This window comes from Marinobacter nanhaiticus D15-8W, assembly GCF_036511935.1.
Lineage (GTDB): Bacteria > Pseudomonadota > Gammaproteobacteria > Pseudomonadales > Oleiphilaceae > Marinobacter_A > Marinobacter_A nanhaiticus.
Map to the genome: position 1 here is coordinate 3,272,827 of NZ_AP028878.1, position 16,268 is coordinate 3,289,094.

Consider the following 16,268-nt stretch of genomic DNA (forward strand, 5'->3'; position numbering starts at 1 on the left):
CAGGACTCACGCTTGAGCCTATAATCAGTCACCTGGAAGCGGCTAATGCCGGGGTTCGACGACGGAACCCCGGGCTTTATTTCATGTCATAAATTTGTCCTCAATATGGACAGATTGTCATGCCCTTGCCATTCACGGCCGGTAGCAACCGACTCCCCGCTTGCCTACAATGAATTCAGTTGCCTCGGTTTTTCGATGGGTCTGCCTGCCGGATACCGTATGCGCTTAGCAGTAAGCCAGCGTATGGCTAGAACCTTCACTTATATAGACTGACTGACATGCCAATGATGATCCGCAAGCCTAACTTCTCTCGCCTTCAGTCTGCCGGCGTAGCCCTTGCCCTGGGACTGATGGTCACATCAACCGCTGGTCTGGCGGCTCTGGATAAAGAGGCGGAGAAGGCTTTCGAGCCCGTGTCTCCGACCATCGATCAGGCCCGGGCGAACATCCTGATTTCCCGTCAGCTTCAGTTCACGCATTTCATGGACCAGCGAATCGATTCCGAGCTATCCAAGCGCGTTTTCGATGCCTACCTGGACCAGCTCGATAGCCAGCGCATGTATTTCCTGCAAAGTGACATCGATCGTTTTTCGCCCTGGCGCACCAAGCTTGATTCGGCCCTGAAGACCGGCCAACTCGATCCGGCCTTCCAGATTTACAACCTTTACCAGAAACGAGTGATCGAACGGCTGGACCACGCACTTGAGTTGGTCAACGACGGCATCGATGAGTTTGAGTTCGACAGCGAAGATCGACTGCAGCTGGATCGTGCTGAAGAGCCTTGGGCATCCGATAAGGAGGCGCTGGACGCGATATGGAGACGGCGAATCAAGAACGCTATTCTGGCGCAGCGCCTGAATGGCAAGGACGACGAGGAGATCGTCACCTCCCTGACCCGCCGCTATGAAAGCCAGCGCACGCGCGCCCTCCAGGCACGAAGTGAAGACGCGTTCCAGAGCTACATGAACGCCTTCGCTGGCCTCTGGGACCCGCATACCTCCTATTTCTCGCCGCGCACCTCCGAGAACTTCAACATCAACATGAGCCTCTCCCTGGAAGGCATCGGGGCGGTGCTGCAGTCCGACAACGAATACACCAAAGTGGTTCGTCTCGTACCCGGCGGCCCGGCTTCCAAGCAGGGGCAGCTCAAGCCTGCGGATCGTATCGTTGGCGTTGCTCAGGGCAAGGATGAGGAGTTCACCAACGTTGTCGGCTGGCGGCTGGATGAGGTCGTCGACCTGATCCGCGGCCCACGTGAATCGGTGGTTCGGCTGGAGGTGATCCCTGCCAGCGCTTCCGACGAGACCGTAACCCGTACCATCGCCATCACCCGTGACGAGGTCAAGCTGGAAGAGCAGTCCGCCCAGAGCGACATGATCGAACTCGAAAGGAATGGCAAACCCTATAAGGTGGGTGTCATCGACATCCCTACTTTCTACGCCGATTTCCAGGCCATGCAGGCGGGCGATCCCAACTACAAAAGCACCACGCGCGATGTGCGCAAGTTGATCGACAACCTGAAAGGCAACGGTATGGAAGGCCTGGTGATCGACCTTCGTAACAACGGCGGTGGCGCGCTCCAGGAAGCCAGCGACTTGGTGGGCCTGTTTATCGATGAAGGTCCCACCGTACAGATCCGTAATGCCGACAACGATGTCAGCGTGCTCACTGATGAAGATCCGTCGGTCGCATACTCTGGGCCATTGGTGGTGCTGGTAAATCGCATGAGCGCCTCCGCATCCGAGATCTTTGCCGGTGCGATACAGGACTACGGCCGTGGACTCGTGGTCGGCTCACAAACTTTCGGCAAGGGAACCGTGCAGGCGGTACGCCCGCTCAACCACGGTCAGCTCAAGATCACCCAGTCCAAGTTCTACCGGGTGTCCGGCGGCTCCACCCAGCACAAGGGTGTTATTCCTGACATCACCATCCCAACCCGTATCAACAAGGAAGAGATCGGTGAAGACGCCTTGGACGGTGCCCTGCCCTGGGACCAGATCGAAGCCGTACCCCACGCCCGTTACTTCGATTTCAGCGGTGTGATCGATGAGCTTCGGCGTCGCCATGAAGACCGTTTCGCCGAAAGTCCGGAATTCCAGTTGCTGGAAGAGGAAATCGAGCTGCTCAACACCCAGCGCGACCGTGAATGGGTCAGCCTGAACTATGGCGAACGCGAGACGTACCAGGAGCAACTTGAATCTCGCCAGCTGCACATCGCCAATGCACGTCGCCAGTTGGAAGGAAAAGAGCCCTTCGAAGACTGGAAGGCCCTGGAGTCCCATCAGGAAGCCGAGGCGGCCGATCCCGATGGGGACGACAAACTGGACTTCATCGTACGGGAAGGCGGCCATATTATGGCTGACATGTTGGAACTGGATTCCCGTATGGCGTCGATGATCCATCCAGAGCGTATTACTGCCCAGGCCCGCAATACCTCGGAGAAGTTCTAGGCGGAATCGTTATCCGTAATGGCTGCTTTTTATACGTAATGGGGTTCTTTATGGACAATAGCGCCCTTTATCTTTACTGAAACCGGGCACGGAAGCCTCCGATGACCAGCGACAACGAGAGCGACAACCCAAATCCGATCGAGAGCGAAGCCCGCAAGGCCCTCGCTCTCGAAAGTCTGCTGATGGACACGCTCCATGCCATCCAGTCCATGCGGCAGGCGGAAGCGTTGGGCGTCCCCCCGCTCACAGGCACCGAAGATGCCAGCAAGTCAGCTAAACCGGAGAAACCCGACGACAACACCGAGGACTCCCTGGTTGACCGCCTTTCCGATCTGACCGGTTCTGCCTTCCGTTTCGCCCTGCGCACGACCGATGCTTCGATGCGGGCGGGTCGGGCGCTGCTCAAGTCCCAGGACCAGCTTCGCATGATGCTTGCAGCGGGGGATTCCCTGAAAGACATCCGCGAAGTGGCCGGTCTTACACTGAACGAAATGGCCGATGCTCTCGACCTGCGGGACAAGAACTTCCTGGAAGCGGTCGAGAACGGCACAGCCACCCTCTCCTTCGAACTGATCCTGCGGCTGGCTGCGCTGGTCGCCCGCAACGACCCGATTCCCTTCATCCTGCGCTATACGCGCAACTACAATCCGGAAGCCTGGCAGGTACTGAACGACTGGGGTGTTGGCCGCTTACCGCTTCAGTTCGAGCGAGAGCGTCAGTTCATCAATATCTTTCGCGGCCACGACGAGGCGCGAAAACTCTCCGACGAGGGTTTCGAAAAGGTTCTGGAGTTCACGCGTCGTAGCTTCGAAATGTCCCTGCATTTTGTAGCTGAGCAGGAGATGGAAGTCGAAAAGATCCGCGCCGAGACGATCAAACCCACGGAAGACCCGGGCAAGCCCGAACCGACCTCACGACGCGATGCCAGTGTCAATAAGACGAAAGCGCGAAAGGGTTCTTCAAGCAGAAAAAGGGGCTAACGGAAGCGAGCCAGCATCAGTCGGAACGCCAGAGGCTTTTCGCCATGCCCGAATCAGACGTAGGGAATCAGCGACTCTCCGTACAACGCCAATTCCTCCAGCAACTGCCGATCACGGGCACTGAGTTCCTCATCTTGCAAGCGCTGCTGAATGCCCGCAAAGTAGCCCTCCAATGAACGCCATCCCGATGTCGGCTGCATGAGACGCTGCTGACGGAACTGCTCCCAGCGCTCCTGTTCCTCTGCTAGCAGGGTTTGCGGGTAATTCCTGGCACGGTAGCGGAACACCATTTCCTCCAGCCGCGGATCATCGAATGCCGGCACCGCCTCCCCCATCAGATCTACCGGCTGCAGCAGCAACTGGTCCAAACGTTTGCGGTCTGCCGGTGTCAGGAAACCACCGGCGTAAAGCTGCTCGTCCGGGTCGGTCAGGTCGCCCGGTCCGTTATCCTGCGGCTGGAAAGCTTCCGCGATACGCTCGGAGATGCCTGGCGCCTGACGCAGCTTATGGAGGTTGTCCCGCAGCACATCGCCATCCAGTTGCAGGGCATCCAGGCGCTCGGGCGAAAGGGACTTGAGCATGGTCGCCGGCGCGAGCACCGGGCATTTATTAAGATGCACCGCCTTGAGCGGGAACCGCATGGTCCCCTCGCCCAGGTCCGCCTGTGAGGTGAATACACGATTGCGGATCTCTTCGGGCGAAGCCTCGATCAGCTCATCAGGGTCATGGCGTAAATCGTAGACAACGACCGCGTTACGATTGACCGGGTGTTGGGCCACAGGCGCCACCATGGCGCAACAGCCGATGGTCGCCGGATACTTGCTGGAAACGTGGAAAACCGGTTTGAAGGTCGCCAGGTCGAGCATGGCACGGGCCGAATGCTTGTCCTTGTGTTCCAGCACGTACTGAAAGAGTTTCGGCTGCTTGTCGCGAATCAGTCTTGCCAGCGCGATGGTTGCTTCCACGTCAGACATGGCATCGTGCGCCGCCTCATGGGCGATACCATTGGCAGCGGTCAGCTCTTCCAGCCGGAAGCTCGGGGTACCGTCTTCCTTCATAGGCCAGTTGATCCCCTCCGGACGCAGGGCATAAGTCAGCCGCACCATATCGATAATATCCCAGCGGGAATTGCCGTTCTGCCATTCACGGGCATAGGGATCGCGGAGGTTGCGATACAGGGTATGGCGGGTGACTTCATCATCGAAGCGTAGGCTGTTGTACCCCACCGCACACGTGCCGGGCTGGTTGAAGGCGTCATGGATAAGGCCGATGAACTCGGCCTCGGGATAACCTTCAGCCCGTGCCTGCTGGGGCGTGATACCGGTGATCAGACAGGCAACCGGATCGGGGACATAGTCTTCGGTCGGCTGGCAGTATATGACCAGCGGTTCCTCGATGACGTTGAGGTCGGCGTCGGTGCGCACGCCAGCAAACTGGGACGGCCTGTCATGGATCGGATCGGCACCGAAGGTTTCGTAGTCATGCCAGTAAAAACTCTTGATCACGCCGCACAGACCTCAGCAGATTATCCCGTCAATGGCTGCCGAGTGTACCAGACAGACGCCAGGCGCCCCAGTCCAGGCGGCCTTCGTGTAGATGAGCTATCAGTCGAACTAGAACAGCCCCAGACCGCGATCGATATATTCTGTCCTTGCCCGGGGGATACCCTGCTCCAGTGTCTGGAGATCCAGCTTCATGGCCGTCGGAACGTTGAAGAAGACGCCAGCCGCCGCGTCGATAGGCGTACCGCCTTCCGTATTGCTCTGCCACTGGACAGCGTCTTTCTGGAAGGCGATGAATAGCTCCTGGGCATAACCCACGCTACCGTCCTCGTTCCGGGTGCCTATATCGAGCGTCTTGAAATTGCTGAGCGCACTACACTGGACACCGGCACTGCAATCGGTAGCGGCGTCATCGAGTCCGATGTGCGTCGCTCGGCTATGGGTAGCCGTCCCGGTGTTATCAAATAGCCGGGCGGCAACCACGTTCCCGGAGCCGTCCTCCAGATTTATTCCCAGGTTACCGGAAAAACTCGCTATATCGCCGGATAGTGTCCCTCGAGCCTGGTTCAGCCCCATGCGAAAACCAATAACCTCGCCTTCCTGCTCCGCCAGCTCGAAATAAGGATTGGAGCCCACGAAAGGTACGATCTCGTTGAGCGCATAGGTCTGGCCATCGAGCTGAATCCGGGTCGCATCGTTCGAGATATGGCCGAGGGACAATTGGGCTATCTGCACGTCGGAACCATCACTGGTCTCACCCAACACCACATTGTCGATGTTGGTCTGGATTTCCGCGTCCAGTCCCAGGGTGACCCGGGTGAAACGGTTGGCCTGGGTTCCATCCACATCCACTGCGATCATGGCCTGCCCGCTCACGCGTCCCATCTCTTCTTCACTAATGGGTTGCAGTTCAGCCCGGGCCGTTGTCGATAGCACCAGTGTCGAAAACACCAATGTTGCCAACGTCGGGCTGAACGGAGCCGGGGCCACGCATTTCAGCGTTTCCCTGTTCATGGTTATCGTGTCTCTGAGTGAATTTGACTGCGACTACAGTCACTGCATACACCGCGGCCATCGTTATTGTTGTTCGGTGCCGCCATTGCAGTTTTATTATTTGCTTGTGGGGCGACTATAAAAGGGCAGTTCGGCAACAAAAGTGAGAGCTGTCACATTAGGCCAAGCCAGCAACAGCCAGGCTCGCAATTTGTGAAGAACGTCTTACATTTGATTACATTCACGCAAGAGAGCCGGTGTCGGCCTAGGTAGGTATGGGTTTTGGGGAAGATTTGATCTTATTTTTCAACGCATCTGCCGCATCGCCGGATCGGCACTGCTAGACTGTGGGAAATGTCCAAGAGCCTGATCCATGAGCTTTCGCATCCTTATTTGTGATGACTCCTCCATGGCCCGCAAGCAAATGGCTCGGGCCCTGCCGAAGAACTGGTCCGCCGATATCACATACGCGGAAGATGGAGAGAAAGCCCTGGCTATCATCCGTCAGGGCGAATGCGACCTGATGTTCCTCGACCTCAACATGCCCGTGCTGGATGGCTATGGTGTGTTGGAGGCTGTGGCCCGTGACGACCTGCCTGTGATGACCATCGTGGTGTCCGGCGACATCCAGCCCCAGGCACGGGAACGGGTGCGTAAACTCGGCGCAATGGATTTCATCCGCAAACCGACCGACCCCGACAAGATCCAGCAGATCCTGGAGGATTTCGGCCTCTACCGCAGCGACGAGCTCGATGGCGAGGACCTCGCCCCAAGCGTGGCAGAGCAGGACGTCAAACTCGACCTGACCGCTTATCTGCAGGAAATGTCCAACGTTGCCATGGGCCAGGCCGCTGACCTGCTCGCGCGGCTGCTCGATGTTTTCGTCAAACTACCGGTACCTCGTGTCGCCACCCTGGCCCAGAGCGAATTGTCCATGGCTTTAACCGCCGTATCGTCGGGCGAGAGTTACTCCGCGGTGTGCCAGGGTTTCAACGGCGCGGGCGTCGCTGGTGAGGCGTTGTTGCTGTTTTCCGATGCCAGCTTCGACGATATGGCCCACCTGCTGCGCTACGAAGAAGAGAACCGCAACGCCCTGGAAGTGGAAGTCTTGATGGATATGTCGAGCATCCTGTTCGGCGCATTCCTGAAGGGGCTCGGCGATCAGCTCGATCTGCGGTTCGGTCTCAGTCATCCGACTGTCCTCGGGCAGCACCGACAGGTCAGCGAACTGCTGGAATACCATCAGGACGGCGACCAGCAGTTGCTGTGTATCGAGATCAACTACGCCATCGAAGACCATAATGTGGTCTGTGACCTATTGATCCTGCTAACGGCGGATTCCCGCCCCCACCTCGAAAAAGCCATCGCCTACTTGACGGAGTAACCCATGGCAGTCAACGAATCGGACATGCTGGAATTCCACTGGCTGATGGATATGCTTGAAACCGTGGAAGTGGGCCTGATCGTGATGGACGCGGATTACCGCGTGCTGGTCTGGAACGGTTTCATGGAGAACCACAGCGGGATCACGGCATCGCGCATCAAGGAGAAGAATCTGTTCGAGTACTTCCCGGACCTGCCCGAACGCTGGCTCAAGCGCAAGGTGGAATCTGTACGACTGCTCAATACCCGTGCCTTCACCACCTGGGAACAGCGCCCTTACCTGTTCCATTTTCGCAATACCCGCCCGATCACCGGCACTGCGCCCTACATGTACCAAAACCTGACTATCAGTCCCCTGTCCGGCGCGGACGGCAAGGTTCGGCTGGTCTGCCTCATGATCTACGACGTCACCGACTTCGCGGCCAGCCGCCAGGCCCTTGAAAGGGCCAACGACCAATTAACCCAGCTCAGCGAAACCGACCGCCTTACCGGCCTGCTCAACCGCGGTACCTGGGAAAACCTTTTGGAAGCAGAGTACGAACGTTGCCGTCGCTACGGCAACGAATCGGTGCTGGTGATGTTCGACATCGACCATTTCAAGGCTGTGAACGACACATATGGCCATGTGGCCGGCGACGAGGTCATCCGCAAAACATCGGCCATACTCCAGGCCAGCCTGCGTCATGCCGATCTGGCTGGGCGCTACGGGGGGGAGGAGTTCGGCATCATCCTGCCGGAAACCAGCGTCGAGGGCGCGACTGCGATGTGCGAGAGAATCCGCAGCACCATTGAGCAAACACCGGTGGATACGCAGGATGCGTCGATTCGCTACACAATCAGCATGGGCGTTGCGCCGATACACAATGCGCTTGAAGCGCCTGTCAAATGGATCGAGGCGGCCGATTCAGCACTCTATGCCGCCAAGGAAGGCGGCCGAAACCAGGTGCGGATAGCCGATGCCCCGCACCCGGGATAACCGCACTACATGATCAACTTCCGAATGAACGAACCGGGCGTGCAACCAGTTCGTTCACACTCCGCTCGTACAACTCATCATGCTCCTCGGCGTTGGTGATGCAGAGCCCCATATCCCGCAACAGGCCATCGGCTACGTCATAGACCCAGCCATGAACAGACAACTGCTGCCCGCGCGCCCAGGCTTCCTGCACGGTTGCTGTTTGGCAAACGTTGCGCACCTGCTCGAGTACGTTGAGTTCGCACAGGCGGTCCACCTTCTCGCTCTCGGTCGGTAGCTCATTCAATACCGGGGTGAAGTGATCGCGCACATCCTGTACATGACGTAGCCAGTTATGGATCAGACCGAACCCCTCGTTCTTGAGCGCGGCCTTGACGCCGCCGCAGCCGTAATGGCCAACGACCATCACATGCTTTACCTTGAGCACGTCGACGGCGAACTGCAGCACGGACAGGCAGTTGAAGTCGGTATGCACCACCACGTTGGCAACATTGCGATGTACGAAAAGCTCGCCGGGCATAAGATCGACAATCTGGTTAGCCGGTACTCGGCTGTCGGCGCAGCCGATCCAGAGGTACTCGGGGGCCTGCTGATTGGAAAGACGTTCGAAGAAGCGTGGATCCTCTTCCTTGATTTTGTCTGCCCACGCTTGGTTACTTTGGAATAGATGGTTCAGGCGTCGCATAATCCCATTCTCTCTAGAGCCACAAAGCAGCCCCGGCCGCAAGTTGGCCGAGCCCGCACGAAAGTTCGCCGACCCCGTCACATCGGAGCCGGCGTCCCGATTGAACTTCAATAGACCGCCAAGGGCAAGTCGAGTCAGTGGTCTGCATCATCCAGGGGAGAATGCATGGATGACTGGGCCAGGTCCAACAGCTCCCTCAGTGCTACTGAGAACATGGCATACTCCGGTTCCCTTGCGCTGCGCAGTTCGGACAGCATCGACTCCCAACGACTGACCAACACATCATGCCGTGACATCCAATCGTCAATGGCTTCGCTCACTTCCAGATCCTTGCCGCTACGCCGCAGTACGCCGGTGGTCAGGGCCCGCTGTTGCCAATCGAGGTCCTCACGGAAGCTTTCCCGCGCCAGCGCTTCCCAATGGGATGTCGGCGACAGGCGCGCGACGGCACCGGCAAACCAGTTGAGATTAAGCTCCTCTCCAAGGCGATAATACAGGTTCGCCACTTTCTTGAGGGGTACCTTGGTGGTTTCGTGAGCCTCGATGATGCCCAGCGCCGAGTACAGGTATGAGGTGCCGGCAACGACTCCGGCCACATCCTTCGGAATGGATTTCTCCACCAGATCGTTAAACTGCTTCTCCCAATCCTTACGAGATTGCTCGCCCAGGTACTCCGGCAGTTGGGCGATGATATCCGATAGCGCTTTGGCGAAACGGTCCATGTGGGACTGTATATTGAGCTCGCTGCGCCGGTTGCGCAGCAGCCAACGCACCGCACGGCGTACCAGGCGGATCAGTTCGTTCATCAGTTCCAGTTGGAGTGACGCCGGCACCTTGTAGTCCAGCTCCTCGATCTTGTCCCACCATTCGTCCAGCCGATAGACATCGCGCGCGATAATCCAGGCCATGGCAATGGCGGAGACCGACGCGCCGGTGGACTGCCGCAAACGATCAACAAACGTAATCCCCATGTGGTTGACCATATCATTGGCAATCTGGGTAGCGATGATCTCTCGGCGCAGCTGGTGTTCTTCCAGTTCCTTGCCGAATTTCTTGATCAGTGCATCGGGAAACACCTTGTGCATCTCCGACGACAATCCCGGCTCGTCCGGCAGATCGCTTTCAACCAATAGCTGCTTGAGATCCGCCTTGACGTAGGAAATCAGTACGGACAACTCCGGCCGGGTCAGCCCCTGTTTCTTGACCTTGCGGTCGGCCAGGGTCTCCTCGTCCGGCAGGAACTCCAGTTCGCGATTGAGCTTGCCGGCAGATTCAAGGTTGGCCATCAGGCGACGGTACTCTTCAAGCCGAGCCGTCGCACCCGTATTGGCGATACTGATCGCCTGGGTCTGGCGGTAATTGTTCAACAACACCAGATCCGATACGTCGTCGGTCATCTTCTCCAGCATGTTGTTACGCTGTTTTTCGGTCAGGTCGCCGGCCGCCACTACGCGGTTGAGGAGGATCTTCATGTTGACCTCGTGGTCAGAGCAATCCACCCCTCCGGCGTTGTCGATAAAGTCCGTATTCAGGCGCCCACCATTGAGGCCGAATTCGATGCGACCCAACTGGGTCATCCCCAGGTTGCCACCCTCGCCGACCACCTTGCAGCGCAGCTCCTTGCCATTGACCCGGAGACCGTCGTTGGCCTTGTCGCCCACATCGGTATGGGTTTCCTGGGAGCCCTTGACGTAGGTACCGATACCACCGAACCACAGCAGGTCCGCCTGGGCCTTGAGGATATGGCTGATCAACATGTTCGGCGGAACGCGATCCGACTTGATACCGAACAGTTTCTTCATCTCGGCACTGACCGGGATTGACTTGGCGTTGCGGTTGAACACCCCGCCGCCCTTCGAGATCAGGTCCGCGTTATAGTCGGTCCAGGCTGAGCGCGGCTGCTCGAACAGGCGCTTGCGCTCTTCGAAACTCTTCTTGGGATCCGGTGACGGGTCGACGAAGATGTGTATGTGGTTGAACGCCGCGATCAGCTTGGCATGCTCGGAGCGCAGCAGGCCGTTGCCGAACACGTCCCCCGCCATGTCGCCGATACCAATGACCGTGAAATCGTCCTTGTTCGGGTTGATGCCCAGCTCGCGAAAATGGCGCTCCACGGAGACCCAGGCGCCCTTGGCAGTGATGCCCATCTTCTTGTGGTCGTAACCCTGGCTGCCACCGGAGGCGAAGGCGTCCCCCAGCCAGAAGTCATATTCGGCCGACAAGCCATTGGCGATGTCCGAGAACGTCGCTGTGCCCTTGTCCGCCGCGACGACCAGGTAGTGATCGTCCTCGTCGTGGCGAATCACATTCAACGGAGGCTTGATCGTGCCATCCGAGAGGTTGTCGGTTACATCGAGAAGCCCGCGAATAAATGTCTTATAGGCCTCGATGCCCTCGCGCTGGATCGCGTCCCGGTCACCGCCTTCAGGCAGCTGTTTGGCGACGAAGCCGCCCTTCGCCCCGACCGGTACGATCACCGCATTCTTGACCTGCTGGGCCTTGACCAGTCCCAGGATCTCCGTACGGTAATCCTCGAAACGGTCCGACCAGCGCAACCCGCCCCGTGCCACCTTACCGCCACGCAGGTGCACGCCTTCCACCCGCGGCGAGTATACGTAGATTTCGAACATGGGCATCGGCAGCGGCATGTCCGGAATCTCGGAAGGACGGAATTTGAAGCTGATGTAGGTCTTGGCCTGACCGTCGCCATCCGGCTGGAAGTAGTTGGTGCGAAGTGTGGCCTTCATCAGGTCGAGGAACAGGCGCAATACCCGGTCCTCACTGAGGTTTTCCACCTCGTCCAGACCGGAGTTGAACTCCAGTTCCAGCTTCTGCTGGGCCGCCGCGCTCTTGCCCGCACTCTGGTTGCGTTTGGGATCGAAACGTACCGCGAAGAATTCAAGCAGTGTCTGCGCCAGATCAACATGGTTGACCAGCGTAGTCGCGATAAACGTCTGGCTATTGGAAATCCGGATCTGCTGCATGTACCGCGAATACGAACGGAACATAGCGATCTGGCGCCAGTCCAGATAGCAAGCCAGCACCAGGCGGTTGAAGCTGTCGTTTTCCGCCTCGCCATACCAGACCCGGGTAAACAGGTCCTCGAAGATCGGCCGTATGCGGTGGATGTCCACGACCTTGCCGGAATAGGCCTGGAGCGAGAAGTCATGAATCCACACGGTTCGCTCGTTGCGATCCACCACCTCGAACGGATGCTCGCCGATAACCCGGAAACCGAGGTTATCGAAGATCGGCATCACGTCGGATAACGGCAATTGTGCATTGGGTGAAAACAGCTTGAAGTGGACCGTGCTCTCTTCTTCCTCGAGCGCCCGATAGAAGCTCATACCGATGCGATCGGTATCCGTCGACTCGATGATATGCTCAAGGTCGATGGCCGCCCGGCGCGGTGAGAACATGTCGCGGTAGCTGCCGGGGAAAGCATTGTGGTAGAGACGGATGAGCTCGTTACCGCGCTCTTCGCCGTGGGTCTCGTGCAGGGCGTCGGACAAACCGTCACGCCAGGACTGGGCCAGCGCAATGACTTGTTCCTGGATATCGTGCACGGGCAGCTGACGGTTTTCCACCTGGGGCACGCGAATGGTGAACTGCACCCTGGCCAACACGGACTCGGAGAAATGGGTGACGAATTCGATGTCCTCGGCACCGAGTCGCTCCCTCAGGACCTTCTCGACCCTCAGCCGCAGCTCGGTGTTGTAGATGTCCCGCGGGAAGAATGCCAGGCAGGTTACAAACTGGCCGTATACGTCCTCGCGCATGAAGATCTTGATCATGCGCCGTTCCTGGATGTAAAGGATATCCAGGGCGACCCGATAGAGTTCGTCCGACTCGATCTGGAACAGCTCGTCGCGAGGATAGACTGTCAGGATTTGGTCCAGCTCCTTACCCGCGTAATCATCACGCAGGAAGCCGGAGCGCTGGATGACTTCACTCACCTTTCGACGCAGTAGCGGAATCTGATCCGGCCGCTCCTGGTATACATGGGAGGTGTATAGACCAAGGAACCGTCGCTCGCCGATCACCTCGCCCTTGGCATTGAATTTCTTGACCGCGATGTAGTCCGGATACGCCGGACGGTGCACACGAGAACGCTGGGCCGACTTGGCGAAGATAAAAATATCGTCGGTACGGGTCATCTCGGTACGGGTGCGCTGGGGCAACTCTTCCAACCGGACCTTCACCGGGCGCTCGTTATGCACCCGCAGAATGCCCATCTCCGAATCCGGCACCTGTTTGACCAGCATGCCGCCCTTTTCCTTGATGAAGTCGTACTCGTCGTAGCCGAGGAACGTGAAGTGGTCGTTCACCAGCCACTCGAGGAACTTATGGGCTTCCGCCAGGTCGTCCGCATCGATCTTGGCCTTGCAGTTGTCGAGTTCCTTCAGGATCTCGGAGGCCTTTTCCTTCATTCCTGGGAAGTCATCAACCGCGATGCGCACTTCCTCGAGTACCGCCTGCAGTTCCTCCTCAAGACCGCGCAATTCTTCCGGATCGCTGTGGCGATCGATCTCAAGCACGATCATCGCCTCAAACTCGGTTTTAGAGGATTTCTTGCGGTCCCGGTCGTGCACTTTCTTCAGTTTGCCGCTGCGATCCCGCTCCACCTGAAGAATCGAGTGGTACAGGGTATGCGTGCCGATCTCACGCTGGTTGATGGCAATGCGGATGGAATCGATCAGGAAAGGGATATTCGGATGCAGGATGAATATGACCGAATGGGTCGACTGCCAGCCATCGCTCTCAAGATCCGGGTTGAAGACAGCTACCGGCGTCTGCGCGGCCTCTCGCTTCTGGACGAACTGCCAGGCCGCGAGGACGGAACCATAGATGTCTGCGAAACGGCGGGAAATCAATTCATCGAGGGGAAGGTGGGCCAGGTGCTGGACTGCAAAATCACTGATCTTCTTCGCTTCTGTCTTGTTTATCTTCTCGGCAAAGGCTTCGGCCAGCAGGTCATGAAACTGGTCCTTGCTGGTAACCGTCAGCGCGTTCATGTGCAACCCCAACTTTCTGAATGAATGTTAATAAACAAATTTGGCGGAGACCTGTCACAGACTGGGTTTCAGCCAGCGTGCTATTTAAGTCCGTCCGATTCAAATACCGACCGGTTCAATACAGGACGCTGTTCTACCAACGCAGGCAATCACATTAGACTTTGTCCTGAAAACGCTGAGTCCTGAAAACATTGAGCTTCTGTCTTAACACGACGTCGAGGCTCTGACCAATAGCATAGTCAAACCCTTGATTTTTGCTGGTAGGTTACAAACACTGGATGCCCGCGACGATTGTGGTGAATACGGATCAAGGTTGCTCGCCTACTGCACTCGGCCAACGAAAAATAACGGAAGGTGAAATGTCTCTACAGCGTATATTCGGGGATCTCAGATCCCAATTAGCTAAAAGGATCATAGGCCAGGAAAAACTGGTCGACCGGTTGTTGATCGCCCTACTCGCGGACGGACACCTTTTGGTCGAGGGTGCACCCGGGCTGGCCAAGACCACCGCCATCAAAACACTGTCCGAACATATCGAAGGCGACTTTCACCGCATCCAGTTCACCCCCGACCTCCTGCCTTCCGATGTAACCGGCAGCGAGATCTATCGCGCCGAGACCGGCCTGTTCGAGTTCCAGAAAGGCCCCATTTTCCATAACCTAGTGCTGGCCGACGAAATCAACCGGGCGCCGGCCAAGGTTCAATCCGCCCTGCTCGAAGCCATGGGCGAACGCCAGGTCAGTGTCGGCATGAAGAGTTTCGCGCTGGATCGCCTGTTCCTGGTCATGGCGACCCAGAACCCCATCGAGCAGGAAGGCACCTATCCCCTGCCCGAAGCCCAGCTCGACCGTTTCCTGATGCACGTGCTCATCGACTACCCTGACGCCGGTGCCGAGCGGGACATCCTGCACCTGGCGCGCAAGGACTACCAGCAGGGACCTGCGCCGACCGAACTCAGGCTTCGTGCCGACGATATATTCCAGGCGCGGCTGGATGCCAGCGAGCTGTTCATGGCCGAAGCCGTCGAGGACTATTTGGTTGCCCTGGTTCTGGCCAGTCGCCAGCCGGCGGACCTCGATAGCGAACTGGCCCGCTGGATTGCGTTCGGCGCCAGTCCCCGCGGCACTATCGCCCTGGACCGTTGCGCGCGCGCAAAGGCCTGGCTCGACGGACGGGACTTCGTCAGCCCGGATGACGTGCGCGCCATCGCCTTCGATGTCCTGCGTCACCGCATCCTGTTGACCTTCGAGGCGGAAGCGGATGGGATTACACCGGACGACGTTATCCAGCGACTGATCGATCGGGTGCCCGTTGCCGCCTGAGACCATGAACGTTACGCCTTCGAACGATACCGCACCACTGATCCGCATAGACCTGCCTGCCTTGATACGGCTGCAGGCCGACGCGCGAGCCCTTCGGCTGCCCGGCAGCCGGCCGGTGGCGGTGCGCAAGGCGGGTGCGGCGCGTTCCACCCAGAAAGGCCGCGGCATGGCGTTTGCCGAGGTGCGCCAGTACCACCCGGGGGACGATATCCGCAGCATAGACTGGCGGGTAACCGCCCGGCGTCAGACACCCCATACCAAACTGTACGAGGAAGAACGGGAACGACCGCTGCTGTTGATCTGCGACCTTGGCGACTCACTGTATTTCGGCAGCCAGGGCGCCTATAAGCGAGTCCGCGCCGCCCAGACCGCCGGCCTGATCGCATGGCTCGGTCTGTTTGCTGGCGACCAGGTAGGTGGCATCGTATTCTCCGACCATGCATACGAGGTCCTGCGGCCCGCACGTCGACGCAAGGCCGTCGTTCGCCTGCTCGACAGTCTCGTACGACGTCAGGACGATCACCGGGGCGATGCGACAGTAGACGCAAGCCGACGCGGTGCGGGACTGGATGAAGCGCTTCGTGAAGCCCGCCGTATCGCCCATACCGGCAGCCGTGTTTTCATCATCAGTGACTTTATCAACCTGACGCCGGAGACGCCGGGCCTGATCGCGCAGCTGGCCCGTCACAATACGCTCAGCGCGCTGCGAATCGTCGACCCCCTGGAACAGCACCTACCGGATCGCGGTCGGTTCGCGATCGCCGGGCCAGAAGGGCCGCTGTGGTTCGATGCCGGCAACGCGAACTTCAGGAAGGCTTTCGAAGCCAAGGTCGCCGAACATGAATACCAGGTCGAACGCTGCTTCAGTAAAGCCGGCGTTGGGGTAAGCTCGATCTATACCGGACAACAACCGGCCCAGGCGTTGAAGACCATCCTCGGTCCTCGCGGCCGCCTGGGCTGAC

General features: G+C 58.4%; 10 protein-coding genes. 6 read left to right on the top strand and 4 right to left on the bottom strand.

The window, feature by feature from the left end; genetic code table 11:
- Positions 1-284 precede the first annotated feature (284 nt).
- Both RE428_RS14520 and RE428_RS14525 read left to right on the top strand, forming a co-directional pair.
- Positions 285-2,450, top strand: coding sequence for a carboxy terminal-processing peptidase (locus RE428_RS14520; RefSeq protein ID WP_004582857.1), 2,166 nt, complete (start codon positions 285-287; stop codon positions 2,448-2,450).
- A gap of 101 nt (positions 2,451-2,551) precedes the next feature.
- The gene (locus tag RE428_RS14525; protein WP_004582856.1) at positions 2,552-3,430 is read left to right on the top strand and encodes a helix-turn-helix domain-containing protein; all 879 of its coding nucleotides are present in this window, start codon (positions 2,552-2,554) and stop codon (positions 3,428-3,430) included.
- A 53-nt stretch (positions 3,431-3,483) separates the two neighbouring features.
- On the opposite strand, the gene sbcB is transcribed toward RE428_RS14525, so the two are convergent.
- Both sbcB and RE428_RS14535 read right to left on the bottom strand, forming a co-directional pair.
- On the bottom strand, positions 3,484-4,935 hold the full coding sequence (sbcB, locus tag RE428_RS14530) for an exodeoxyribonuclease I (protein ID WP_004582855.1): 1,452 nt from the start codon (positions 4,933-4,935) through the stop codon (positions 3,484-3,486).
- 108 nt (positions 4,936-5,043) lie between these two features.
- Entirely contained in the window at positions 5,044-5,946 is a 903-nt protein-coding gene (locus tag RE428_RS14535; RefSeq protein ID WP_004582854.1) for a hypothetical protein, read from the bottom strand.
- 352 nt (positions 5,947-6,298) lie between these two features.
- Here RE428_RS14535 and RE428_RS14540 point away from each other — a divergent pair, with 352 nt between their 5' ends.
- Both RE428_RS14540 and RE428_RS14545 read left to right on the top strand, forming a co-directional pair.
- Positions 6,299-7,309: a response regulator gene (locus tag RE428_RS14540; protein ID WP_004582853.1), complete on the top strand. Its 1,011-nt coding sequence runs from the start codon at positions 6,299-6,301 to the stop codon at positions 7,307-7,309.
- Positions 7,310-7,312: 3 nt separating this feature from the next.
- Entirely contained in the window at positions 7,313-8,284 is a 972-nt protein-coding gene (locus RE428_RS14545; RefSeq protein ID WP_004582852.1) for a GGDEF domain-containing protein, read from the top strand.
- A 13-nt stretch (positions 8,285-8,297) separates the two neighbouring features.
- Here RE428_RS14545 and can read toward each other — a convergent pair whose 3' ends face one another.
- A complete protein-coding gene (gene can, locus RE428_RS14550; protein WP_004582851.1) occupies positions 8,298-8,969 on the bottom strand; it encodes a carbonate dehydratase in 672 nt (223 codons plus the stop codon).
- A gap of 134 nt (positions 8,970-9,103) precedes the next feature.
- Complete coding sequence (locus RE428_RS14555) at positions 9,104-13,984, bottom strand: NAD-glutamate dehydrogenase (protein ID WP_004582850.1); 4,881 nt, start codon at positions 13,982-13,984, stop codon at positions 9,104-9,106.
- A 359-nt stretch (positions 13,985-14,343) separates the two neighbouring features.
- Between RE428_RS14555 and RE428_RS14560 the strand changes: the two genes are divergently transcribed.
- Complete coding sequence (locus RE428_RS14560) at positions 14,344-15,306, top strand: AAA family ATPase (protein ID WP_004582849.1); 963 nt, start codon at positions 14,344-14,346, stop codon at positions 15,304-15,306.
- Positions 15,307-15,310: 4 nt separating this feature from the next.
- A complete protein-coding gene (locus RE428_RS14565) occupies positions 15,311-16,267 on the top strand; it encodes a DUF58 domain-containing protein (RefSeq protein ID WP_004582848.1) in 957 nt (318 codons plus the stop codon).
- Position 16,268 lies beyond the last annotated feature (1 nt).